The sequence below is a fragment of the Neolewinella agarilytica genome, assembly GCF_900110645.1.
Classification (GTDB): domain Bacteria; phylum Bacteroidota; class Bacteroidia; order Chitinophagales; family Saprospiraceae; genus Neolewinella; species Neolewinella agarilytica.
This window is the reverse complement of record NZ_FOFB01000019.1, coordinates 77,457-100,567: the sequence shown is the minus strand read 5'-3', so window position 1 is coordinate 100,567 and position 23,111 is coordinate 77,457. Positions and strand designations below refer to the sequence as shown.

The window sequence follows — 23,111 nt, the reverse complement described above, 5'->3', positions numbered from 1 at the left end:
ATTTACCACTTTGATAGATTAAAATTCGATCATGACACGATTAATAAGTCTTATTGCACTTCTTTTTTTGGCGGGCGCGCAGGTGCAGGCTCAGTTAGTGACGAGCAATGATGCCGCCATTACGACCACCGAAAGTGGCCAGGTCCAGGGCTATATCAGTAATGATATCTTCACTTTCAAGGGCATTCCTTACGGCCAGGCCAAACGGTTTATGGCCGCCACCAGGCCTTCCCCCTGGGAGGGTGTTCGCAGCTCCCGTACCTACGGTCCGGTTGCTCCGCTACTTACACCAACCACTACCGTTCAGGACGAAAGCGAATTCGTCTTTGACCACAACTGGGGATATACTAGCGAAGATTGCCTGGTACTCAACGTCTGGAGCCCCGGCCTGAAAGATGGTCGCAAACGCCCCGTCATGTTTTGGATTCACGGTGGAGGGTTCACTTCTGGTTCTTCGCAGGAACTTCCTTCCTACGATGGAGAGAACCTGGCGCGCTCGGGCGACGTCGTCGTGGTATCCATCAACCACCGACTTAACGTTCTAGGCTTCCTCGACCTTTCCGCCTACGGAGACGAATACGCTGCTTCAGCCAATAACTCCGTTATGGATATGAAGCTGGCACTGGAATGGGTTAGGGATAACATCGGAAACTTTGGTGGAGACCCCGACAACGTGACTATTTTCGGCCAGTCAGGAGGAGGAGCGAAGGTGAATACTCTTATGTCTATGCCCTCCGCAAAAGGCCTTTTCCATAAAGCCATTAACCAGAGTGGTTCCTTCCGCTCGAATATGCTCACTAAAGAGACGACGCAGCGGATTGCTGCCGCTACTTTAAAGGAATTGGATATTCCGGCAGCCGAAGTTAATCGCCTGCAGAATCTTCCCTTCGCCGAACTTGCAGAGGCCTCCAGTCGGGCCCTCAAGACGGTTGAAGGAGAACTACGTGCTGCCGGTAAGGAGGTTGGTGGTTTTGGCCTCGGTTGGGGGCCAAGCGTTGATGGCGCTATTTTACCTTACCAGTACTCAAGTGATGAGGCATTGTCATTGGCCAGGGATATTCCGTTACTGATCGGCACGGTTAAAAACGAATTTATGCCATTTATGAACGGTGCACTGTCTGCGGCTCCCGAAGCAACGATCATGGAGCGTATCAAACAACAGCACGGCGACCGCGCGGCTGATTTTGTCGCAGCCGTAAAGGCTGCTTACCCGGAACAAAGAGTTCCTTCAGACCTGATCGACGTTGACGTCATGTTCCGGATGGGCGCAGTAGCCCAGGCAGATACTAAAGCAAGTCTCTCCGGTGGCGCCCCGGTGTACATGTACCTGTTTACCTGGCAGTCGCCCGTGATGGGCGGCAAATACAAAGCGATTCATTGCGTGGAGGTCCCTTTTACCTTCAACACCACTGACCTGGCCAGAAACATGACCGGAGGCGGTCCTGAAGCCAGAACTCTGGCGGCGAAGGTCAGTCAGGCCTGGATAAACTTTGCTCGCTTTGGCAACCCCTCACAAGCCGGATTACCACGTTGGGAACACTATACTACGGAGAAAGGAGCAACCATGATGATCGATAAGGAGTGGCAACTCCGATACCATCCGGACAAGGCTTTTCTCGATTTTAACCGCCAGAAAGGCAGATAGCCCTCCACCTTTTTCAGTGGATATGTTTTAAATCTTTCTGAGCTGACTGCTCCGCAGTCCTGATGTTATCTGGCAAAGCAGTAAAACCAAGCAAAGCCCTTGCTACCTGAGTTATTTTATAAGGTAAATAAAGGATATCGGGGCTCGCAAAAGGTCGCGAACGGAAAGTTTAAACGGGTTCAGTAAGCCCATTTCAATACTCAAAATTTAACCTGCAGCTAAATGCATATACTTTCTTACCTACAACTTTTAAGCTTCGTTGCCTTAAGCACTTTGGTCGCCTCGTGCGGCGGGCCGGAATTTATCGAAACCCAAGGCACTGATTTCAACCTGGTTACTAATACTGATGGTGCTCAACTTGGCTATTCACCTGAATCCGGCGTTACGATCCTGACCGTTGACAACAAGGCTTTCAAAGACCTGAATAAAAATGGTACGCTCGACCCTTACGAAGACTGGCGGCTAAGCGTTGATGAGCGCGCTACCGATCTGGCCGCCCGTATGAGCATTGAGCAGATCGCCGGGCTGATGTTGTACAGCGGTCACCAGCGCATTCCCGGTGGGGGCTTTCGCGGGTCTACTTATGGCGGTAAACCCTACGCGGAAAGCGGCAAGGAGGCTTATGAGCTGAGCGATCAGCAGATTACTTTCCTTACGGAAGACAACCTCCGTCACGTACTGTACACAAGTGTAGAGAGCCCCGCTGTTGCTGCCCGCTGGAACAACAATGCCCAGGCGTTGGTAGAAGGAATCGGTCTTGGCATCCCGGCCAATAATAGCTCTGACCCCCGCCACCAGGCGGAGAATAACGATGAGTTCAACATTGGCGCCGGTGGAGACATCTCCCGCTGGCCCAACGCCCTGGGTATCACCGCCAGCTTTGACCCTGAGCTCATGCTGGAATTCGGAGAGATTGCCTCCAGCGAGTACCGCGCCCTCGGTATCGCTACGGCGCTGTCTCCCCAGGTAGACCTGGCGACTGACCCGCGCTGGTACCGTTTTAACGGCACCTTTGGCCCTGACCCCACACTGGCTACTGACATGGCCCGCGCTTACGTGGACGGTTTTCAAACCACGAGATCAGCCAACGGGTGGGGCAATGAGAGCGTCAACGCGATGGTCAAGCACTGGCCCGGCGGCGGTACCGGAGAGGCCGGCCGTGATGCACACTACGGCTTCGGGAAGTTTGCGGTTTTCCCTGGCAACAACCTGGCGGACCACCTGAAGCCTTTTGTCGATGGAGCCTTTAATCTCAAAGGGGGGACTGGATCCGCTTCGGCGGTGATGCCCTACTACACAATCTCCACCGGGCTGAATCCCAGCGGCGAGAACGTAGGTAATGCCTTCAGTGCTTACTTCATTAACGACATGCTGCGAGGCAAATATGGCTACGACGGCGTGATCTGTACTGATTGGGGCGTTACCCGTGAAGACGGCGGAATGGCCCAATTCGGAGCTACGCCCTGGGGGGTGGAAGGGCTTACCGAAGCGGAACGTCATTACCGTGTCCTGCTGGCGGGGTGTGATCAGTTTGGCGGCAATAACGCCTCCGGGCCGGTCATTGAAGCCTACAAAATGGGCGTGAAAGAAATGGGCGAAGAAGCTATGCGTAAGCGGATGAATCAGTCTGCTGTGCGCCTGCTGAAGAACATCTTCAATGTCGGTCTTTTTGAAAACCCTTACCTCGACGTGGCGAACACGGAAGCGACCGTGGGTAAGCCTGAATTCATGGAAGCTGGTTACAAAGCTCAATTACGGTCGTTGGTGCTGCTGAAGAACAAAAACAACGTGCTGCCGCTTAGAAAGACCACCAGGGTTTACGTGCCGGAGCGCTACAACCCGCCAACGCAGGGCTTTTTTGGCCCGGGCACGCCCGGGGGCTGGGCCGCTCCTGTGGATTCGGCTTTGCTGGACAGATATGTGACACCCGTGACTACCGCCGCAGAGGCGGACGTTGCCGTCGTGTTTATCACCGACCCGCAGAACGGCAGAACGGCGGGCTATAGCGCGGAATTGGCAGAGTCTGGTGACAATGGCTTCCTGCCCATCAGCCTGCAATACGACGCCTACCGGGCTGCCGAGGCCAGGGATCCCTCGCTGGCAGGAGATTCCCGTGAGCAGGACGTACTGAACCGTACGTACAAAAACAAGCTGGCCAAGATTACCAATCGGTCGGACCTGGAGCTGGTCCTGAAAACCGCACGCGAGATGGGCAATAAGCCTGTAGTGGTGGTGCTCAGCCTGAGTAATCCTACCGTGGTCGCAGAGTTTGAAAAAGAGATCGAAGGTTTGCTGATCGACTTTGGGGTGCAGCGCCAGGCGGTGCTGGACGTGCTGGCGGGTAAGGAAACTCCTTCTGGTCTGTTACCGTTACAGATGCCCGCCAATATGATAACCGTTGAGAAACAGTTCGAGGATGTACCACTGGACATGGATCCACATGTAGACGCTGCAGGACACGCCTACGATTTCGGCTTTGGAATGAATTGGGACGGAGTTATTCAGGATGAACGGACGGCCAGGTACTCCAAAGCCCAAACCTTGCGTTAAGCATTTTTGCGAAGCCTGCAACATACACTGCTTTCTCGTTCTAAACCCTGCACCTGCGTCCGCGCCTGATTCTACTGAGTGTGGAATGCGGGCGCGGACGCAGGTGCAGGGGAAAGACGAAGGAGCGGTGTTATTAACCGGTGATTATTCTCTTACTCTGGCGACGGAATAGAGCCCTCCACAAGGCTATCCTGCATCCACCTGACTACATATAATGGATAAATTAAAATCTTTCCTCACCAGTAAGTATATCCTTTGGGTAATTCTGGCAATCCCCGGAATTCTACTCACCAGGAATTACCTGAGTAGCGGCATCAGCTACGATCAGATTATGCACATCACCGGCGAATTAGCCGGACGGATGCTGATTGTCAGTCTCGTAGCCACTCCCGTCTCCTTGCTGTTTCCCAAGGCCAAAATAGTAGGTTGGCTCATGCGGAATCGTCGTTTCTTTGGGGTAGCGGCCTTTGCTTATACCCTGTTGCACACCATCTTTTACCTTCTGGAGTACTCCCTGGGGCGGATCGTCAATGAGTTTGCCGATATCGCCATCCTAACCGGCTGGATTGCCTTTTTCATCTTTATCCCTCTGGCCATCACGAGTACCGATGCTGCCGTCAGGAGAATGGGCCCTGCCTGGAAAAAGCTTCAGCGGTGGGTTTACCTCGCCGCAATTATGGCCTTTGCCCACTGGGCCCTGTTGGGTTTACAGGGAGAGGGGGGAAGCATGGGCGCTGCCCTTGTGCACTTCGTGCCGGTGATGTTGCTGCAGGTGTACCGGGTTTGGAAGCAACGGCAGCCTAGGCCCTAGCTGCAATCGGTGCTTTCTTGCTCCGGCCCCAGGCGATGAAGGCTGCCAGGCCGATAAGAACAACGTTCATACCGATGGCGGAGAATTCCCCTCTTGAGGCGTGGAAAGCAGCGGCCAGCACCATTACGACCACCAGGCCGTAGGCTGCCCAAACGGTCAGGAATGGCTTGATACGTAAAATGGAGGGCAGTAGCAAACCCAGGCCACCGAGCAATTCGCTTATGCCGATGAACTTCACCAGCGCTACCGGAGTATTGGCGACCCAGGGAAGTGCCTCCACCAGTGCTTCGACGGGTTGAAAGGTTTTCATTGAGCCGGCCATCAGGAACATGAGGCCGAGTAAAGCCTGTGCTATCCACAGGCCGATATTGATTGCTTTGTTGTTGTTCTGGACTGACATTATACCCGAAATTTGTTTGGTTTGATAAGAAATCAGGGGCAATACAACAGGTGTAAGGATGGTAATTGTATTTGCCGGATGAGTTGTTTCCTCCTGTTTCAGTCGGTGGAAAGCTCGTCTGACGACTAAGGTGTATCCTTACATCTGGCACACCGCCAAATTTGGAAGAGTGAAAACCTTTCTTGATTTACACCGGGGCAAAGTTGCGGGTAGGAATTCGGGCAAAAAATAAGATACCTTAAGAAAAAGGAATAGAAAAGGATTGCCCTTCCGGCAGGCCTTAAAGCGTCTGTTACTTATTAGCAAGTTTACGCCTCAGATCACTCAGGTATTCTGGTGTAATGCCAATGTAGGAAGCGATCAGTTTCTGGGGGATCCGTTGTGCCAGGTCGGGGTAAGTTTCGAGGAACTCGAGGTAACGGTCCTCGGCCGTTGCGCACAGCATATTGATGACTCTCTTGTTGGACGCAATGATGCTGTTACGGAACTTGAGATTCATTTCAACCAGCGTATTTTTGTCCAGGCTGTGGAAATTCATGAACTCAGCAACGCGAACAGAAATGACTTCACTGTCTTCGATTGCATCAATAAAAATAGCCGACGGCTTTTTGTTCATGGCGCTATCCAAATCAGTGATCAGCCAGTCTTCGGGAGCAAATTGCAGGATGTGCTCCTTTCCGTTACGGTCGATGACGTAACTTCTCAGGCAACCGCTTAGGACCTGATAACCATAGATGGCAATATCTCCGGAACTCAAAAGGACGTCACCTTTGGATACTTTTCGTGTTTTCCTTTTTTTAGCGTTGAGCATTGCGGGAAATGGATTTGACTTTCAGCGAAAGTATTTCGTGCTCAGCAATGCAACAGACTTTGCACCTTAAAGCACGCTGATTTAAGCGCTGAAAAGTACGCCTAAACGTACACTTCCGAAATTCGGCCGCATCCGTGGTTAGCCCTTCCGCTTTTCTAGCTTAGTGCATACGGGTACTCAGCCAACAGGCGCGATACGGTGCTGATTCAGATCCGGAGCTAATGATAAATTTCCGGGCATGGGTGCTGTAGTAGGAGGCCTTGCCGGGTGGTGGATGAGGGGGGCGACGTGGGGTTGGCTCCCAATGTTGAAGTAAAAGAGTGGGCAGGAACTCGCAGCAGGAAATCAACAATGATTTTCCGGGTGATTGGCCTGAATTGACCATATTCTCAACTAATCCTACTCCTTACTTGTATCCAATGGCAACGAAAAAATCCCGGTAGCATGGAAAATGTGAAGCCCACCATATTGAATGAACAGGAAGCGGAGAAGCTGGAGCGTATCGCTTTTATCCTGAAAACGGTGGCTCATCCTCTGCGGCTGGGTATCGTTCATCTTCTGGAGCAGCACCCACGCCTTAACGTGACGGATATTTGCGCCGCCCTCGGGCCCCGCGCCGAACAATCTCTGGTAAGCCATCATCTTCAGAACATGAAGCTTAAGGGGATTCTTTCCGTCAAGCGGGATGGACGCTCCATGATGTATAGCCTGAAGGAACGTGACGTTAGCCTGATCATTGAATGCCTGGAGAACTGCCAGTGTAATATGTGAATGTACTGATTAGTTGCTGTAAAACACCCCTGTATTCCTTTTCCATTTCTATGGATTTTTTTGTGCTCCCGACTGACTCTCTATGGCCATCTGGCAATATCTGATCCTCTTTAGCAGTGTACTGATCGGTGGAGGATTGGCGCAAGCCATCCGTACCGATTCTGACAAAAATCGCTGGCAGGCTGTTCTTCCTCTTTTGTTATCCTTTAGTGGTGCTTACCTTTTAGGTATTGCAGCCATGGAGTTAATGCCCACCGTATTCCGTAATCCGGAGTATCATACCGGCGTATGGCTACTGGGCGGTTTTTTTGTTCAACTCCTGCTGGAAGGTCTTAGCCAGGGCGTGGAACATGGCCACGTACACGCCCATAAACGACAGGGATACGGCTATGCTATTACGGTAATGGTCGGCTTGGGATTGCACGCTTTGCTGGAAGGTTTGCCGCTGGGCACGGCAGGAGAGATGGGCCACTCGCTACACCAGCATACACACATGGATGGCGACCACCTGCTGGTGGGAATTGTACTGCACAAAATTCCTGCGGCCTTTGCTCTGGGTTTGTTGTTGCGGCATTCGGGCTATTCATCGCGTACTACCTGGGGGTGCTTATTGCTGTTTGGTCTGCTTTCACCTCTGGGGGCCGTGCTGGGCGAAGTGATCAGTATTGATCCCGTCTGGCGGAACCGGGTGCTGGCCCTCGTGATCGGTAGCTTCCTGCATATCTCCACAACGATCCTTTTCGAGGCGGACGGAGACCGCAACCACGGCATTTCTGCTAAGAAATTTGCCGTAGTGGTGGTGGGGATGATGGTGGCTTACTTTACGGCGCACTAGATCGTCTGGTAGCCTGAAAGCGCCTCCACTGCTAAAAAAACAATCTTCTGCACCTGCGCTCCGGCGCCCAACCTGCTGCATCGTAATTCAGGCGGGGAAAGGATCGTAGCCTAAGCCCCATCTGTCGACCTTTGTGCGAACTTGATCCCATATGCCAGCCGCCGAGCCCTCCATTGATGCCGCCGCCATTCGTAATCGCCAAATTGGCGTAGGTCTGATGCTGCTGGGGGCCATACTCTTTTCCTGCAAGGCAATTGTGATTAAACTGGCCTATCAGTATGAAGTGACGAGCATCACGTTGCTTGGCCTGCGGATGGCTTTCGCATTACCCTTGTTTTTATTGATCGCCTGGTTTCGGCGGGAGCGTACGGCTACCCACGGGCCGCTCAGCCGGCGTGATTTTATTGTGATCGTCATTCTGGGGGTCTTTGGCTATTATGCAGCGAGCTACACCGATTTTCTCGGCTTGCAGTACCTCAGTGCGGGGATGGAGCGACTGATCCTGTTCGTATACCCTACGATGGTACTTTTGCTGCAACGGATAATTTTCGGGACGCCCATCAAGCCCGTTCAATGGCTGGCCACCGGAATTTGCTACGCCGGCATTGCACTAGCCTTTAGTGGATCGGACTTCTCCGTAGGGAATTATACCGCATTGGGCGCCAGCCTCGTTTTCCTGAGTGCCTTTCTTTACAGCTTTTACGTGATCGGCAGCGGGCGCTTCGCGCCGCGCCTGGGCACGGTCCGGTTCACCTCTCTGGCACTGGTCGCTGCCAGCATCGCGGTATTGCTGCACGTGTTCTTTTCGGGCAACACTCTTTTCGGGCTGGAGCCGGGTTTATATGTCTACGGATTAGTACTGGCTGTTTTCTGTACCGTCATCCCCAGCTATATGGTGACGGAGGGAGTACGCCGGATTGGTGCAGGGGACGCCGCCATTCTCGGGGCAATTGGCCCCGTAGCAACTATTGTGCTGGAATACTTGGTGCTTAACGAAAGCCTGAACCTGGTACAGGGTATTGGTGCAGGCCTGGTGATTGTCGGGGTTGTAATCATTGGGCGGAACAAATAGACCTTCGCGGGCAAAAGGGCAATCAATAAAAAAAGAATAAAATATTTACCCTTCTATTGTGTAATTCCAAAACAAGAATTACCTTTGCACCCGCTTCGGAAGAAGAATGGCTGCGTAGCTCAACTGGATAGAGCACTTGACTACGAATCAAGAGGTTTCAGGTTCGAATCCTGACGCGGTCACATCGGGCAGACTTCGGTCTGCCTTTTTGTTCCCGGCATTCGTGCCGAATAACGTATGTAACGATGTCTAAAGTTTGTAAACTCACGGGTAAGAAGCCGATCAGCGGCAACAACGTTTCCCACTCTAACCGGAAGACGAAGCGTCGTTTCGTTCCTAACATTCAGAAGAAGAAATTTTTTGTTCCTGAGTTAGGCAAGTTCGTAACTCTTCGCATCTCTACTTCTGCCATGCGTACGATCAACAAGCTTGGTGTATATGCTTACATCAAGAAGTTGGAAAGCAAAGGCATCGAAACCGGCGTTAAGCTGAAATAAATAATTTAGTCTCCTTACCAAAGAGGTTATTGCTCCACATCTTTTAGATTTTGGCTGTGTCAGCCGGAGAAACAAAGCTCCACTGTCGCAGGCGTGGAGCTTTGTTTCTTCGGCTGACTTAAGAACAGCCAAAATCTAAAAGATCATTAATTATGGCTAAGAAAAGTAAAGGTAACCGCAACCTCATCATTCTGGAGTGCACCGAGCACAAGACCAGCGGACAGCCCGGCACCAGCCGCTACGTTACTCAAAAGAACCGTAAGAACTCTCCTGATCGTGTTGAGCTTAAGAAGTACAACCCGATTCTGCGCAAGGTGACACTACACCGGGAAATCAAGTAATCATTGAACTTATCCATAGCGGCAGTTGTCGTTAAGGATAGACAACCAATTCTGCAATGGCTAAAGTATCAAAGAACTCTCGGACCGGACAACGGGCCGCCAACGCTGGCTCCGGCCGCGATTTCATCAAAGTCGTACAGTCCGTAAAGGATCCTGTAACGGGCAAGTACTCTTACAAAGAGGTAATGGTCCACAAAGACAAGATTGATGAATTCATGAAGGACAAGTAATTCTTACTTCTTCTGGATACAAAGAGGCCCATTTCGCTAACGCGACATGGGCCTCTTTGCTTTTCTGTTGTAGTACTCAATCTGCAACGCTCGATCTTCTTGCTAAATACTGTACTTTCGCGCCCCGCCTACTCAACGAATCTATCATGACTTCAGACCAACTCAAAGAGCTCAAAGATCGCCTGGCCCTGCTGCGCGGTTACCTCGACGTGGAGAAGCGGAGCTTCGTCATTGAAGACCTTACACAAAAAAGCCTGGATCCGGAATTCTGGAACGATAGTAAAGCCGCCGAAGCAGTGATGAAGCAGCTGCAGAGTAACAAGGGCTGGGTAAAGCAATATCAGGTGGTAGCTGACCGGGTGGATGACCTGGAAATACTGCTGGAGTTTCTGAAAGAAGGGGAGGGGACGGAAGAAGACCTGGACCGCCGATACGAAGAAACCGTTGCGGTTCTGGACGACGCCGAGTTCCGGGCCACCCTTAACCGCCCGGAAGACGAACTGGGCTGTATTCTGGAGATTAACGCCGGTGCCGGAGGCACCGAGGCCAACGACTGGGCCGAGATGCTGCTGCGGATGTTTACAATGTACGCCGAGAAGCACGCGGGCTATAAAGTCCGCCCCGCCAACCGCAACGACGGGGACGTCGCGGGCATCAAATCTGCGACCATTGAGATTGAGGGCGACTTCGCCTACGGCATGATGAAGGGCGAAAACGGGGTGCACCGCCTGGTGCGTATCAGTCCGTTCAACGCCCAGGGAAAGCGGCAGACGAGCTTCGCCTCCGTATTCGTACACCCGCTGGTGGATGACAGCATTGAGGTGGAGATTAACCCGGCCGATCTGAGCTGGGATACCTTCCGCGCCAGTGGCGCGGGTGGGCAGCACGTTAACAAGACGGAGTCCGCCGTCCGGGTTACCCACGCCCCAACGGGTATTGTGGTGGAGTGCCAGGATGAACGCTCGCAGCACAAGAACCGGGACCGGGCGATGAAGATGCTCCGTAGCCGGATCTACGAAAAAGAGCTGGAGAAGCAGCGCGCGGAGAAAGAAGAAGTGGAAGCCGGGAAAACCGCCAACGAATGGGGCAGCCAGATTCGGAGCTATGTGCTCGACGACCGCCGCGTGAAGGACCACCGGACGGGCTGGCAGACTTCGCAGACGGATGCGGTGCTGGACGGGGACCTGGAAGGGTTTCTGAAGGCTTACTTGCGGTGGAGTGGGGAGGCGAAGTAGGAGGCAGGGAGTCAGGTAGTCAAGGAGTCAAACAGTCAGGTAGTCAAGGAGTCAGGTAGTAGCTGCCGCTGTTGTAGGGCACACTGCGAAGCGGCTGGCTTTTCGGACGAGGAGCTCCGCTCCGAAAAACCCGAGCGCTTGCGCGAGTGTAACGGCAGCTAAGTCAGCAGGCGCTGCCGCAGGTGCAAAGGAGTGTGGATAGGAGCAGTGAACGTAACATAAGAGTAGACATTGGTGTACGCTCAAAAGGCTACCTTGCAAGACCAAATTTAAGCTCTCCGGATTTTAACATGGCCCACCGTATGCGAAGCTTCCTAAGCCTGCTTTTGTTAACCATTCTCTGCACCTGCGTCCGCGCCCAAAAGGATGTCACCTTCGGGCAGCAATACACCTTGCCGTCGACAATGCTGGCAGAAGACCGGGTGCTCAACGTTCTGCTGCCCCGGGAATACGCCGATTCTACGGCTAAAGAATACCCCGTCATTTACCTGTTAGATGGTGCGGCTAGCGAAGACTTTTTCCACGTCGCCGGCCTCGTTCGCTATTATCAGGATCACCACATGATGCCGCCGACCATCCTCGTCGGGATTGCCAACACCGACCGCAAGCGGGATATGACTTACCCCAGCTCTGACCCGCGTGATCGGGCGGACTTTCCGACTACCGGCGGTTCTGCCCGGTTTATCGAATTCTTGCAAAAAGAATTGACGAACTGGACCGAAACCACCTTCCGGACTACTGAGCATCGCACCCTGGTCGGGCAGTCCCTCGCCGGCCTCCTGGCAACGGAAGTCCTGCTGAAATACCCGGGCCATTACGATGACTACATCATCATCAGCCCTTCTCTCTGGTGGGACCGCGAAGGACTCTACCAACGAATGGACTCGCTGACGTCGGCCCTGACGGATCTCCCCCAACGCGTCTTCCTCTCCGCCGGCACGGAGTACCCCGTCATGGTAAACGGCTCCCAAAAGCTTGCCCGCCTGCTGGAAGATAGGACGGATGCCACCTTCCTCCACCTCCCGGCCGAAGACCACAACACCATCCTCCACGAGGCCCTCAACCGGGCCTTTGACCAGTGGTATGACCCGACGGTGATCAGGCCCTACCATTTCGCTAATGCTTGGAATGGGCTTAACATTCGCTCCGCACCCAGCCTGGACTCGGCGGTAGTCGGGAAGCTGGACTATGGCGCCAGCCTGGGGATCATCCGGCAGCAGGAAGAAGAAACCGTCATCGATGGACTCTCCGGAAAATGGACGTTTATCGGGTCGGATATTGGCCGGGGGTGGGTGTTTGATGCTTATGTGAGTCCGGTGGGGGTGTTTACTCAGCGTGCAGCACTGGCAGATTACGCTAAAGGAAACTTGTTTTTAGATGACAGTCTAAATTATTCCAATCATGAGGAAGAAGATCACGCTTACCGATTGAATATCCGTAAAGACGACCATGGGAACCAACTGGTAAAATTCAACCAATGGGAAACTTGTTGGGCTGATTTGAGATTGGCAGGATTGAATGAAAGTCAGGCACAAGTGACGACTGAAAACTGGTTGCGTTGTGAAAAGATTGATGTGGGACTCCTTTCACCAAGAAAGATTCATTCCGATGTTGTAGGGACTGAGTTTTTCTACAGGGAAAAGGAAACCAATAATCTAGCCGACTGGAGTTATGTCAGGATTACTTTCGTGCAAGGCGTATTGAGTATTAAGCAAAGCTGCCTTGAGTAGAGCCCCTACTGCGCATAAACCGTAAACGTATCCCTTACACTGGTAACCCCGGTAAAGACTCCAAAGCCATTGATAATGTTCGTCCGGTTTTCGGTCAGCCCGCCGAGCCCATCAGTGGGGTCTTCGTAGAGCAGGACGTACTCTGGGTTAACGGTATAGACGACGATCTCATGCCGGCCGACTCCGTTTCACTAGCTGATTTGTTAGCCGGTACATAGCGAGCGCAGCGAGCCGAAGGTTTTTCTAACCATTGATGCGATTTGAAACGCTGAAAGTAATATTTCTATAAGATTGATTGTCAGGGAGTCATAGGGATATGCCGGAAATACTTTCTTCTTTCTGGAAGAATTTTGGTTTAAAGCTTTTGTAAATGAGTTTATGCGCGTAAATTTGCGACCGCTTAAGGAAGTAACGCATGCCCAATTGCAACTTCCATGCTGCAAAAAGTTGTTAGCAAAGCAGTTTTACACCCGGAGACGTGGGTGAGTGGCTGAGCAGAGCGCAGCGACCATCGCAGGTAAACCATCCGGTTTGCTGAATCATCTCCCCTTTGAGCAATGGCCAAAGGATACTACATATTTTACACCCGGAGACGTGGGTGAGTGGCTGAGCAGAGCACAGCGACCACCGTAGGTAAACCATCCGGTTTGCTGAATCATCTCCCCTTTGAGCAATGGCCAAAGGATACTACATATTTTACACCCGGAGACGTGGGTGAGTGGCTGAAACCACCGGTTTGCTAAATCGACGTACTCTTAACGGGGTACCGCGGGTTCGAATCCCGCCGTCTCCGCCACAAATTAAATGTGAACTTCGGTTCACTTCGGGGTATAGCGCAGTCCGGTTAGCGTGCCTGCTTTGGGAGCAGGAGGCCCCAGGTTCGAATCCTGGTACCCCGACGAAAAGGTCGTTGTCGCAAGACAACGGCCTTTTTCTATTAGCCCCCATCGGTTCGGACTTTTTCCCGCGCTAGCGGCATCCTGGTAGCCCGCCGATGGTTGGTTGTCGCAAGACAACGGCCTTTTTCTATTAGCCCCCATCGGTTCGGACTTTTTCCCGCGCTAGCGGCATCCTGGTAGCCCGCCGATGGTTGGTTGTCGCAAGACAACGGCCTTTTTCTATTAGCCCTTATCGGTTCGGACTTTTTCCCGCACTAGCGGCATCCTGGTAGCCCGCCGATGGTTGGTTGTCGCAAGACAACGGCCTTTTTCTATTAGCCCCCATCGGTTCGGACTTTTTCCCGCGCCAGCGGCATCCTGGTAGCCCGCCGATGGTTGGTTGTCGTAAGACAACGGCCTTTTTCTATTAGCCCCCATCGGTTCGGACTTTTTCCCGCGCTAGCGGCATCCTGGTAGCCCGCCGATGGTTGGTTGTCGTAAGACAACGGCCTTTTTCTATTAGCCCCCATCGGTTCGGACTTTTTCCCGCGCTAGCGGCATCCTGGTAGCCCGCCGATGGTTGGTTGTCGTAAGACAACGGCCTTTTTCTATTAGCCTTGGCAAGGGCCGACTCCCGTAGCGAAATAGCTTATTCCTCCTCCAATTCCAGCAAATACCATTCAATCTCCTCTACATCAATTGTAGCCCGGCGGCCAATGTCTTCCGGAGCATAATTGGTCGCCAGGTAATCAAGGATGACGGGTTCGTTTTCGCCTAAGTCCCAAAGACCCTGCCTGGCTTGCATCCAGCGGATCATATCCGTCCATCCTTCGCGGGTAGCGCGGTTCTGAGTGACTAGCTTGGCGGAGTGACAGGCAGTACAGTTGCCGCGGACGATGTCGAAGCCTTCGGCATAAATGAGCCCGGATTGGACGTGGATACCATTGACGATTTCCTCCTCTGCATCGGCGGTCTTTCCGCTGCCGCCTGAGCGGTAGCCCGGCTGTTCCATGGGGACAGGCCGGTTATGGTAGCTTTTCAACAGCGTTTCACCAAAGAGCAGGTAGAAAAAGGTAAAGCCAAAGATCACCAATGCGAGGTTGAAAAGAACGATCATGGCGCGTAGCAAATCCGGGCGAAATCTCATGATCAGGATACTTTTACGGCGATGCGGTGGCAGGCGTTGTTGAGGTAGCCCCGGGGGTTCCACCCCGGAAGGAGCATGGGCTGAGTGTCCCCTTCCATATCGGTTGCCCGCACCCAGACCTCGTAGTAGCCGGTTTGCGGAAAGGATACGGAGGCGAAGAAGCCCTGCCAGCCGTATCGGTTGGTCGGCACTTTTACGTTGCATGGATTCCAGCTGGAGCCGAAGTCAATAGAATATTCTACCGTCTTGATCCTGGCGGCTGAGGTCCAGGCTTTACCCCGAATGGGGAGCCTGGCGGTTCGTTTGATCATCGCTCCCGTTTTAGGGTAGGTGATTAAGGACTTAACGGGCATCTTTTCGATGATGCACATTTCATCGTCGGGGACTTTCGTGCCGGGAGCAACCGGCTTGCAGGGCACGCGGTAAGACTGTCCGGTCATCTTCGGTCCGTCGTGAACACGATCTCTGATGACAATTTTTGACAACCATTTACCCGAGCAGGAGGCCGGGAAGCCACCAAATACAAGTCGTAGGGGGTAGCCATTGAGCAGCGGGATGTTCTGGCCGTTCATGGCCCAGGCGATGAGGCTTTCTTCTTCCATCGCTTTGGCGATGGGTACGCCACGGGAGATGACCACTTTACCGGGCTCTCCGGACAAGTGGGTGTCTCTGCCGTAGTACGCAACGTAAACGGCGTCGCTCTTTACGCCCGCCGCTTTGAGCACGTCGCGGAGCCGCACGCCCGTCCAGGCGGCGCAACCAACGGCGCCGGTAGACCATTGATTACCCTTCGCCGGCGGGTTAAACTCTGAACGCCCGTTGCCCCCACACTCCAGCGTCAGGTTATAGGTGACGTGCTCGAAGGTTGATTTTAGCTCGGCAAGCGTGTAGGTCTTTTTCTGTTTGGCAGACTCTCCCTCAATGGTTAGCGTCCAGTTGGCTACATCGATATCTTCGGGGGGAATACCATTGTTGCGGACGAAGAACAAGTCATTTGGCGTCAGCTCATCATCCAGCAGATGGGGTGGGGTCTCCGCGTTAATTGGCCTGTCGTTAAGCACCACCAAACCAGCCCGTTTGCCGGGCAGGCTAAAGGGTAGATCGGAATTGGCCAGTCCGGCAGGAATCATGCCTGCGGGGAAATGCTCTGCAAAGACCATGTGGGAGCCCAGGGCCATGGAAAGGGCCGTCAGGGCACCTTTTTGCAGGAAGCCGCGTCGGCTGACGGGGTCGCTCGTCCGGCCCCAAAGTTGCTTGTCGGCCTCAATGGCATCTTTGGCGTAGAGTTCGTGCAGTCCGATGACTTTTTTATCTGGCATGGATTTCGACTTAATGGGCGGGTGTCGCCGGGTAGGAATTCAGATTTTTACGGGTAGTGGTGGAAGGATCATTCAGTATTGTCATCCTTAAAACCATGGGTGATCTGACCGGTAAAATCCTGAGGGAATTTCTCTATGCCCGGGAAACCTAGCCTGATGTCCTGACCATCATGCGGAATATACGCTGTTTTGAAGAGGTAATCCCAGATGGCCAGCGTCAGGCCGAAGTTGACACCGTAGTACCGGCTTTCGGGTAAGTTGTAGGAATGGTGCCAGATATGCATTTCCGGACTGTTGAAAAGATACTTCATCAGCTTTCCCAGGAGCAGACTGCCTGCCAGGGTAAAGCCCAGGATAATGCCGAGTTTAGCTAACAACTCCGGGTCGTTAAAGAGCGTAATGTCCAGTAAGCCATTGGCGGCAACGATACCCAAAAGCATACCCAGGATTCCGCCGGTGATGTATCCGCTAACGCTGATGTTCGAGTGGTTGTAGTGCCCCCAGGCCAGGGTGAAAATGTGGATGATGAAGAAGTCATAGAGCCCAATGCCCAGCAGAGCCAGGGGGATATACTCCAGCGTGCGATACACGATGTTCTCCATCCAATGATAACGCAGGTGGGCAGCAAAGCCCATTTCCTCTACGGAATGGTGGACCTTGTGGAACTCCCATAAAGTGTCAGAACGATGCAGCAAGCGGTGAATCCACCACTGCACGAAATCCCGAACCAGGAAGCCGATCAGGAGAATACTCCACATCGGAAAGTTATTGAGCGGGTTATTGGCCTGGAGGTTGAAACCACCGGTGATCCAGGCAATTCCGTCGTTGAACAGATTGACGACTACGTTGGAAGCTGCACTGTAAATAATGAGGGAAAAGAGAAAGAAATTGAAAAACATGTAGAAACCATCCAGCCAGAAGTCCTTGCGAAAAACAGGTTGCTTCTTGCGCCAGGGAATAACGACTTCCAGCAGAAAGAAGAACAAAGAAACGGCGATCAACCAATAGAAGTAGTTGTTCCAGGAAGGGTGGGTAATTTCGTGGAAGAGATAGTTGGCGTAACCAGTATAGCCTTCAACAAAAGCATTCCAGTATCTAGTCATGTGATTATATACAAAAAGTAGATCGTTTGGGATGAAATTCCGGGCAAATAATGATCATCAAAGCCAGGAGCCGACACTGCTTTTGTCCCCTGCATTGCACCTGCGTACATCGCTGCATCTGTTGAAATATCCGTGTCAAACGAAAGATAAGTTGCAAGACCGTGCGTTGCAAAACACCTCTACAAATTTGGCGCGTGCCGCAGGTGCAATGAATAATAAACGGAGCAATGCTTTGGTGGAAGTTCTCCTCTTTCAGCCGTTAATCTGTATATTTTCGGTATGAAAACCTCCCTTTCTTACCTGACCTGCCTTCTTTTTTCTCTTGCATTTACCGGTTGTACTGACCCCGTTAAGGAGGAAGTGCCACCCCCCAACATCATATACATTCTTGCGGATGACCTCGGTTACGGAGAATTAGGCAGTTATGGCCAGGAGCTCATTGAGACTCCTCACCTGGACGCGCTGGCCGCCAGCGGGACGCGCTTTACACAGCACTACAGCGGGGCGCCGGTTTGTGCCCCGGCCAGAGGCGTATTGTTGATGGGACGGCACACGGGGCACGCTTTTGTGAGGGGTAACGACGAGGATAAAAGCCGCGGCGATGTCTGGAATTTTCAAGCCATGTTTGATGATCCAAGCCTGGAGGGACAGCGGCCCATCCCGGACTCTCTAGTTACGCTGGGGGAGGTGCTGCAGAATAAAGGGTACGTCACCGGTCTGGTGGGGAAATGGGGGCTGGGGTATCCCGGTTCTGAGGGAACCCCCAATAAGCAGGGCTTCGACTACTTTCATGGCTATAACTGCCAGCGGCAGGCGCACAATTTGTATCCGACGCATCTGTGGGAAAACGATAAACGGATTTATCTGGACAATGACCTGATTGCCCCTCACCAGCTTCGGGAACAGTCGGAGGGACAACCTGACGACGAATTCTTTGGCGAGTTTCTGCAAAACGACTACGCACCGGATGTCATGCAGGAGGCGGTGCTCAATTTTGTGGACCAAAACGCGGACAGTACTTTCTTTCTCTATTACGCCAGTCCGTTACCCCACCTGGCATTGCAGGCTCCACAGGAGTGGGTTGATTATTACCGGGAGAAATTCGGCCCGGAGGAAGCCTACCGGGGCAAAGCATATTTCCCTACTCAATATCCCCGGGCAACCTACGCTGCCATGATTTCTACCCTGGACGAACAGGTTGGAGAGCTCGTTGCGCTGCTCAAAGAAAAAGGAATCTACGAGAATACCCTGATCGTATTCAGTAGTGACAACGGGCCAACCTACGCCGGAGGAGTAGATGCCGGCTTTTTTCAGAGCGCCGGCCCCTTTCCCTCGACTAATGGACGAATCAAGGGACATGTCTACGAAGGGGGCATCCGCGTACCGATGATTGCTGCCTGGCCGGGGGTGATCCAACCGGGCACGACCAGTGATCACCTCTCTGGCTTTCAGGACGTAATGCCTACGCTGGCAGAGATAACCGGCGCTAGTGCGCCGGCAGGAGACGGCATCAGTTTTTTAGCTGCCCTGCAGGGTAAAGCGCAAAAAGCACATGATTACCTCTACTGGGAGTTTCCTGCCTATAAAGGCCAGCAGGCCGTTAGAATGGGAAAGTGGAAAGGTATGCGACAGCGAATGCAGGATGGTAATCTGGTGGTGGAGCTCTATGATCTGGAAGAAGACATTCAGGAAAGCAACGATGTAGCGGCTCAATTTCCGGAAATTGTCACTCAAATCGAGGCTATCATGGCCCGGGAGCATACCCCAAGTACGGTAGAGCGATTCCGGTTTTCGGCATTGGGGGAGTAGGGTAGGTTGCAGGTTGCAAGGTGCAGGTTGCAAGGTGCAAGTTGCAAGGTGTAAGTTGCAAGGTTGTAAGTTGCAAGTTGCGGGTTATTACCAGGCGTCTGCAACCTGGACCCTGCAACCTGGCCCCTGCAACCTGCAACCTGGCCCCTGCAACCTGGACCCTGCAACCTGCAACCTGCAACCTGGCCCCTGCAACCTCCAACTCACCCTTCAGCGTAAATTTTGGGCAAGCACTACCATACTCCCGGTGGGCGTCCTACCTTAGCGATCCTAAAAAATCAACCATATGCCATACCTCTTTACTTCTGAGTCAGTATCAGAAGGCCACCCCGACAAGGTAGCGGATCAAATCAGTGACAACCTCGTAGATCATTTCCTTGCTTTTGACCCTTCTTCGAAGGTTGCTTGCGAAACATTGGTAACTACCGGTCAGGTAGTGCTGGCCGGGGAGGTTAAATCTAAAACCTACCTGGACGTTCAGCAATTGGCCCGTGACGTCATCAAACGCATCGGCTACACCAAGAGCGAATACATGTTCGAGGCTAACAGCTGTGGTGTCCTTTCGGCGATCCATGAGCAGAGCCCCGACATCAATCAGGGAGTAGAACGCACAAAAGCGGAAGACCAGGGGGCTGGTGACCAGGGGATGATGTTTGGCTACGCCACCAACGAAACGGAGAACTATATGCCTCTGGCGCTGGACCTCAGTCACCGCATCCTCCAGGAGCTGGCAGCGCTTCGCAAAGCGGGCAAAAAGATGAAATACCTGCGCCCTGACTCCAAGAGCCAGGTAACGATTGAGTATGATGATAACCATAAGCCCATTCGGATCGATTCCATCGTCGTTTCTACCCAGCACGATGATTTTGATGTGGACAAGAAGATGCTCGCTCAAATTAAGGAGGACGTAATCAGCATCGTGATCCCCAAGGTGAAAAAAGGTCTGAAAAAGAACATTCAGAAACTCTTCACCAAGGACATCACCTACCACGTTAACCCAACGGGTAAGTTCGTAATTGGCGGACCACACGGAGATACCGGTCTTACCGGCCGCAAGATCATCGTTGACACCTACGGCGGAAAGGGAGCGCACGGAGGTGGTGCATTCTCTGGTAAAGATCCGAGTAAGGTGGATCGCTCAGCGGCTTATGCGACCCGGCACATCGCTAAAAACCTGGTGGCTGCCGGCGTTGCCGACGAAATTCTGGTTCAGGTGAGTTACGCCATCGGCGTTGCAAAGCCAACCAATATCTACGTCAATACCAACGGCTCCGCTAAGGTGAAAATGACCGACGCACAGATTGCCAAAAAGGTTGCTCAGGTATTTGATATGCGCCCCTATGCGATTGAAAAGCGCTTGAAACTGCGCAAGCCAATCTATTCTGACACGGCAGCTTATGGCCACATGGGACGTACGCCGGAAAAGAAGAAACTCACCTTTGTGGATGGGTCCGGCAAATCGAAAACCATGAACGTAGAAACCTTTACCTGGGAGAAACTGGACTATGTTTCCAAGGTGAAGAAAGCATTTAAACTGTAATTACGAATTACGATTAGCTTGAAAAAGGGACTGGTTGCCAATAAGCAGCCGGTCCTTTTTTTTGCGCGAACGCGGGTGCAGGGGGAGGAGAAAAGAGCAGGGTGGAAGTCCTCATCAGGCATTGATCCAAAACTTAAGCGGGTCAATGGACTTCTTCTCCTTTCCCAGCATGATCTCAAAGTGCAGGTGAGGAGTGGTTCCCTGAGCATTACCGGAGTCTCCGACCGTGCCGAGCACTTCCCCCGCAGAAACTGCCTGGTATTCTTCAACGGACCAATCCTCCAGGTGAGCGTAGTAGAACAGGCGGCCCTTAACGCCGCGCAGATATACCTGTTTCCCTCCGTTGCCACCTTCCTTCACCCGCTCGATGAATCCATCAGTGGTGGCCACAATCGCTGTCCCTCTGGGAGCTTTGATGTCGATCCCCTCATGCGTTCGGTTTTTACCCCGCTTGTCGCCAAAAACGGAAATGATGTCCTCCGGGCCATGACCCTTTACGGGAAATCTAAGATCAGATATTCCACTGGAGCTTACGGAGGGGATCGGGCGCTGAGGAAGCTCTGCGACCTCCTTTACCGACTTAATGACGACGGTCGTTTCCCCTACGGAGACTTTAGTTTCCGGCAGGCTCTGGTATACCTTCAGGCTAATCATCCCGAAGATGAGCAGTATTTCCAGCAGCAGTACTTTGTAAAACATAGACCTTAACGTTATTCGCCCCCTCAAACCGGTTTGAGGGGGCGAATGTTGTGTAAGCTGCTTTCAGGTGGGTAATGCTTAGCGCTTGATTAGCTTGCGATTTACGCGCTCTCCATCGATTTCGATCTGAAGCAAGTAGGTTGCTGCGGGGAGGTTCGTCAGGTCCAGCTGGCGTAGGTTTCCTGTGTAGCTTTGGAGTAAGCGCCCCTGAAGATCCAGGATACGCACCTGATCAAAAGCGGGCAGGTTGCCCTGAATGCTCAGCGGACCGTTGGTGTAGGGGTTGGGGAAAATGCTGAGCTCCCGGCCCCAGGCTGGTTCGCTGGCGGAGGTGGTGCCCATGACCATCAAGCTAGCCGTACTGCCAGTAATCGGCGCGGAGCTTTGGTCAGATAGCAGGAACGCATTGGGGACGATAGTAAGATCCAGGGTGTAATCTCCGCTACTATTGTTATTAAGTGCCTGAAAGTTAATACGGCAAACCTGCCCACCGGGCAGAGTCGTATTGATCTGGTCTTTGCGGCTCAGGGCAATCTCTAAACGGCCGGGAACGACCGGGTTAACACGGTCGATGGTCAGCAGGTCCTCTCCCAGGAAAGCGTTGGCAAAGTTGACTTCAAAGCTCCCGGCGTCAATTTGGGCGGGATCATAGGTGAGCGTGAAGGCCAGGGCGTAACCGACGGCCAGCGGGTCATTCCCGTCTCCGAGGGAAACAATCATGGTGCCGGTTTCTCCGGCGTTTACGTCGTTGACCGCTATTGATAATACGGGGGCTTCGGGGATTACACTGCTGCCGTTGGCGGCAGGGGTGAAGCTGCCACCATCAAGAATCTGGCCATAATTGGCGGAGACGGCATTCAGATCGTTATCGGCGATCGCTCCGTCGCCATTGGCGTCGGCGTAGGCCAGGTTAAGACCATTCGTAAAGTTAGTGGGCCAGATGGCCGCTACCTGAGCGGTGAATTCGCCGGAGGCGTTGAATCGTTCCGGGCCATTGGTGCCGTGACCGAGGCCGATGTTTAGGAGGTCGGTATGATCCACCTGTCCGTCGTTGTTGGTGTCTCCGGGCAAGACGTTGGCCGCTACGTCAGCACCGTAGGTGATGCTGCCGGGGAAAGTGTCGAAGGGGAAAGGAGTGAACTCGCCTTCTTGTACGAATTCCGGTGAGCGAAAGCCCGCAAAAGTCAGGGGACTAAAGCCACTGTCTCCGGTGGTGTTGAAGCAAAGTTCCAACATCACCGTTCCGGGGGAAAGGGTGATCCCCATCAGGTCATTGGTAGTGAAGGTGATAACAATATTATCAGGTTCGGGCATGGCTACGGTGTTGTCCGTCAAGCCAAGTGGGTTGTCACCCAGGCGGGTTTCCGTGAAACTAACCTGGGTCATATCCCAACCAATGGAAAAGTCTACTGCAGCAATATCCGGAAAGCTATCCGCAATAATCGGTACGCAAATTTCGCTGGCTCCGCCGGCAGCTACAACATCAGGAATAGAGAGAGAGACCCGGTCTTGAGCTGATAGGCCAGACACAAAAGTGCCCGCCAGCAGCAGGGAAAAAAGTAAAAATTGTTTCATCGCGTTGTTATCATTTTGCCTTTAAGACGGGCGGCAAATAGTGTAAGTCACCTCAAAAGTAAATAAGAAAACACTTTACGAACGGATTTGCGGCCGTTCGTAAAGCGTTAAAA

General features: G+C 52.8%; 20 protein-coding genes and 3 tRNA genes. 16 read left to right on the top strand and 7 right to left on the bottom strand.

Features of this window, described 5'->3' with window-relative positions:
* The first annotated feature begins 31 nt into the window (after window positions 1–31).
* The 3 genes from BM123_RS16460 (at window position 32) to BM123_RS16450 (ending at window position 5,006) form a co-directional block, all read left to right on the top strand.
* Window positions 32–1,645 carry a carboxylesterase/lipase family protein gene (locus tag BM123_RS16460; protein ID WP_090170535.1) on the top strand — a complete coding sequence of 538 codons (1,614 nt, stop codon included), beginning with the start codon at window positions 32–34 and terminating at the stop codon, window positions 1,643–1,645.
* Between the two features lie 222 nt (window positions 1,646–1,867).
* Window positions 1,868–4,195, top strand: coding sequence for a glycoside hydrolase family 3 protein (locus BM123_RS16455; protein WP_090170533.1), 2,328 nt, complete (start codon window positions 1,868–1,870; stop codon window positions 4,193–4,195).
* A gap of 214 nt (window positions 4,196–4,409) precedes the next feature.
* A complete protein-coding gene (locus BM123_RS16450) occupies window positions 4,410–5,006 on the top strand; it encodes a protein-methionine-sulfoxide reductase heme-binding subunit MsrQ (protein ID WP_090170531.1) in 597 nt (198 codons plus the stop codon).
* Here BM123_RS16450 and BM123_RS16445 read toward each other — a convergent pair.
* Window positions 4,996–5,406: a DoxX family protein gene (locus BM123_RS16445; protein WP_090170529.1), complete on the bottom strand. Its 411-nt coding sequence runs from the start codon at window positions 5,404–5,406 to the stop codon at window positions 4,996–4,998. The genes BM123_RS16450 and BM123_RS16445 overlap by 11 nt on opposite strands.
* 292 nt (window positions 5,407–5,698) lie before the next feature.
* Window positions 5,699–6,217, bottom strand: a complete 519-nt coding sequence (locus tag BM123_RS16440) for a Crp/Fnr family transcriptional regulator (RefSeq protein ID WP_090170527.1) — start codon at window positions 6,215–6,217, stop codon at window positions 5,699–5,701.
* A 444-nt stretch (window positions 6,218–6,661) separates the two neighbouring features.
* On the opposite strand from BM123_RS16440, the gene BM123_RS16435 reads away from it, so the two are divergent.
* The 11 genes from BM123_RS16435 (at window position 6,662) to BM123_RS16385 (ending at window position 13,827) form a co-directional block, all read left to right on the top strand.
* Entirely contained in the window at window positions 6,662–6,988 is a 327-nt protein-coding gene (locus BM123_RS16435) for an ArsR/SmtB family transcription factor (protein ID WP_090170524.1), read from the top strand.
* 82 nt (window positions 6,989–7,070) lie between these two features.
* Complete coding sequence (locus BM123_RS16430) at window positions 7,071–7,823, top strand: ZIP family metal transporter (protein WP_090170522.1); 753 nt, start codon at window positions 7,071–7,073, stop codon at window positions 7,821–7,823.
* A 151-nt stretch (window positions 7,824–7,974) separates the two neighbouring features.
* Window positions 7,975–8,895, top strand: coding sequence for a DMT family transporter (locus BM123_RS16425; protein ID WP_090170519.1), 921 nt, complete (start codon window positions 7,975–7,977; stop codon window positions 8,893–8,895).
* 108 nt (window positions 8,896–9,003) lie between these two features.
* Window positions 9,004–9,077: transfer RNA gene (locus tag BM123_RS16420), tRNA-Arg, on the top strand.
* A 63-nt stretch (window positions 9,078–9,140) separates the two neighbouring features.
* Complete coding sequence (rpmB, locus tag BM123_RS16415; RefSeq protein WP_090170517.1) at window positions 9,141–9,392, top strand: 50S ribosomal protein L28; 252 nt, start codon at window positions 9,141–9,143, stop codon at window positions 9,390–9,392.
* Window positions 9,393–9,544: 152 nt separating this feature from the next.
* A complete protein-coding gene (gene rpmG, locus BM123_RS16410; protein ID WP_090170515.1) occupies window positions 9,545–9,733 on the top strand; it encodes a 50S ribosomal protein L33 in 189 nt (62 codons plus the stop codon).
* Window positions 9,734–9,789: 56 nt separating this feature from the next.
* Complete coding sequence (locus BM123_RS16405; protein WP_090170513.1) at window positions 9,790–9,963, top strand: DUF4295 family protein; 174 nt, start codon at window positions 9,790–9,792, stop codon at window positions 9,961–9,963.
* A gap of 146 nt (window positions 9,964–10,109) precedes the next feature.
* A complete protein-coding gene (gene prfB / locus BM123_RS16400) occupies window positions 10,110–11,198 on the top strand; it encodes a peptide chain release factor 2 (protein WP_090170511.1) in 1,089 nt (362 codons plus the stop codon).
* 302 nt (window positions 11,199–11,500) lie between these two features.
* Complete coding sequence (locus tag BM123_RS16395) at window positions 11,501–12,928, top strand: alpha/beta hydrolase-fold protein (protein ID WP_175489428.1); 1,428 nt, start codon at window positions 11,501–11,503, stop codon at window positions 12,926–12,928.
* Between the two features lie 704 nt (window positions 12,929–13,632).
* Window positions 13,633–13,724 (top strand) — tRNA-Ser (locus BM123_RS16390).
* A 28-nt stretch (window positions 13,725–13,752) separates the two neighbouring features.
* Window positions 13,753–13,827: transfer RNA gene (locus tag BM123_RS16385), tRNA-Pro, on the top strand.
* Window positions 13,828–14,455: 628 nt separating this feature from the next.
* Here the strand turns inward: BM123_RS16385 and BM123_RS16380 are convergent.
* From BM123_RS16380 to BM123_RS16370, 3 genes are all read right to left on the bottom strand, one after another.
* Window positions 14,456–14,953 (bottom strand): hypothetical protein, encoded by a 498-nt coding sequence (locus tag BM123_RS16380; RefSeq protein WP_090170507.1) that lies wholly within the window; start codon window positions 14,951–14,953, stop codon window positions 14,456–14,458.
* A gap of 2 nt (window positions 14,954–14,955) precedes the next feature.
* A complete protein-coding gene (locus tag BM123_RS16375) occupies window positions 14,956–16,272 on the bottom strand; it encodes a sulfite oxidase (RefSeq protein WP_090170506.1) in 1,317 nt (438 codons plus the stop codon).
* A 68-nt stretch (window positions 16,273–16,340) separates the two neighbouring features.
* The gene (locus BM123_RS16370; protein ID WP_090170504.1) at window positions 16,341–17,375 is read right to left on the bottom strand and encodes a sterol desaturase family protein; all 1,035 of its coding nucleotides are present in this window, start codon (window positions 17,373–17,375) and stop codon (window positions 16,341–16,343) included.
* 279 nt (window positions 17,376–17,654) lie between these two features.
* Here BM123_RS16370 and BM123_RS16360 point away from each other — a divergent pair, with 279 nt between their 5' ends.
* Entirely contained in the window at window positions 17,655–19,184 is a 1,530-nt protein-coding gene (locus BM123_RS16360) for an arylsulfatase (RefSeq protein ID WP_090170501.1), read from the top strand.
* A gap of 286 nt (window positions 19,185–19,470) precedes the next feature.
* A complete protein-coding gene (gene metK / locus BM123_RS16350; RefSeq protein WP_090170495.1) occupies window positions 19,471–20,724 on the top strand; it encodes a methionine adenosyltransferase in 1,254 nt (417 codons plus the stop codon).
* Between the two features lie 114 nt (window positions 20,725–20,838).
* Here metK and BM123_RS16345 read toward each other — a convergent pair whose 3' ends face one another.
* Together BM123_RS16345 and BM123_RS16340 are read right to left on the bottom strand one after the other, a co-directional pair.
* Window positions 20,839–21,423 carry a M23 family metallopeptidase gene (locus tag BM123_RS16345; protein ID WP_090170493.1) on the bottom strand — a complete coding sequence of 195 codons (585 nt, stop codon included), beginning with the start codon at window positions 21,421–21,423 and terminating at the stop codon, window positions 20,839–20,841.
* A gap of 78 nt (window positions 21,424–21,501) precedes the next feature.
* Window positions 21,502–22,998: a T9SS type A sorting domain-containing protein gene (locus BM123_RS16340; protein WP_090170491.1), complete on the bottom strand. Its 1,497-nt coding sequence runs from the start codon at window positions 22,996–22,998 to the stop codon at window positions 21,502–21,504.
* Window positions 22,999–23,111 lie beyond the last annotated feature (113 nt).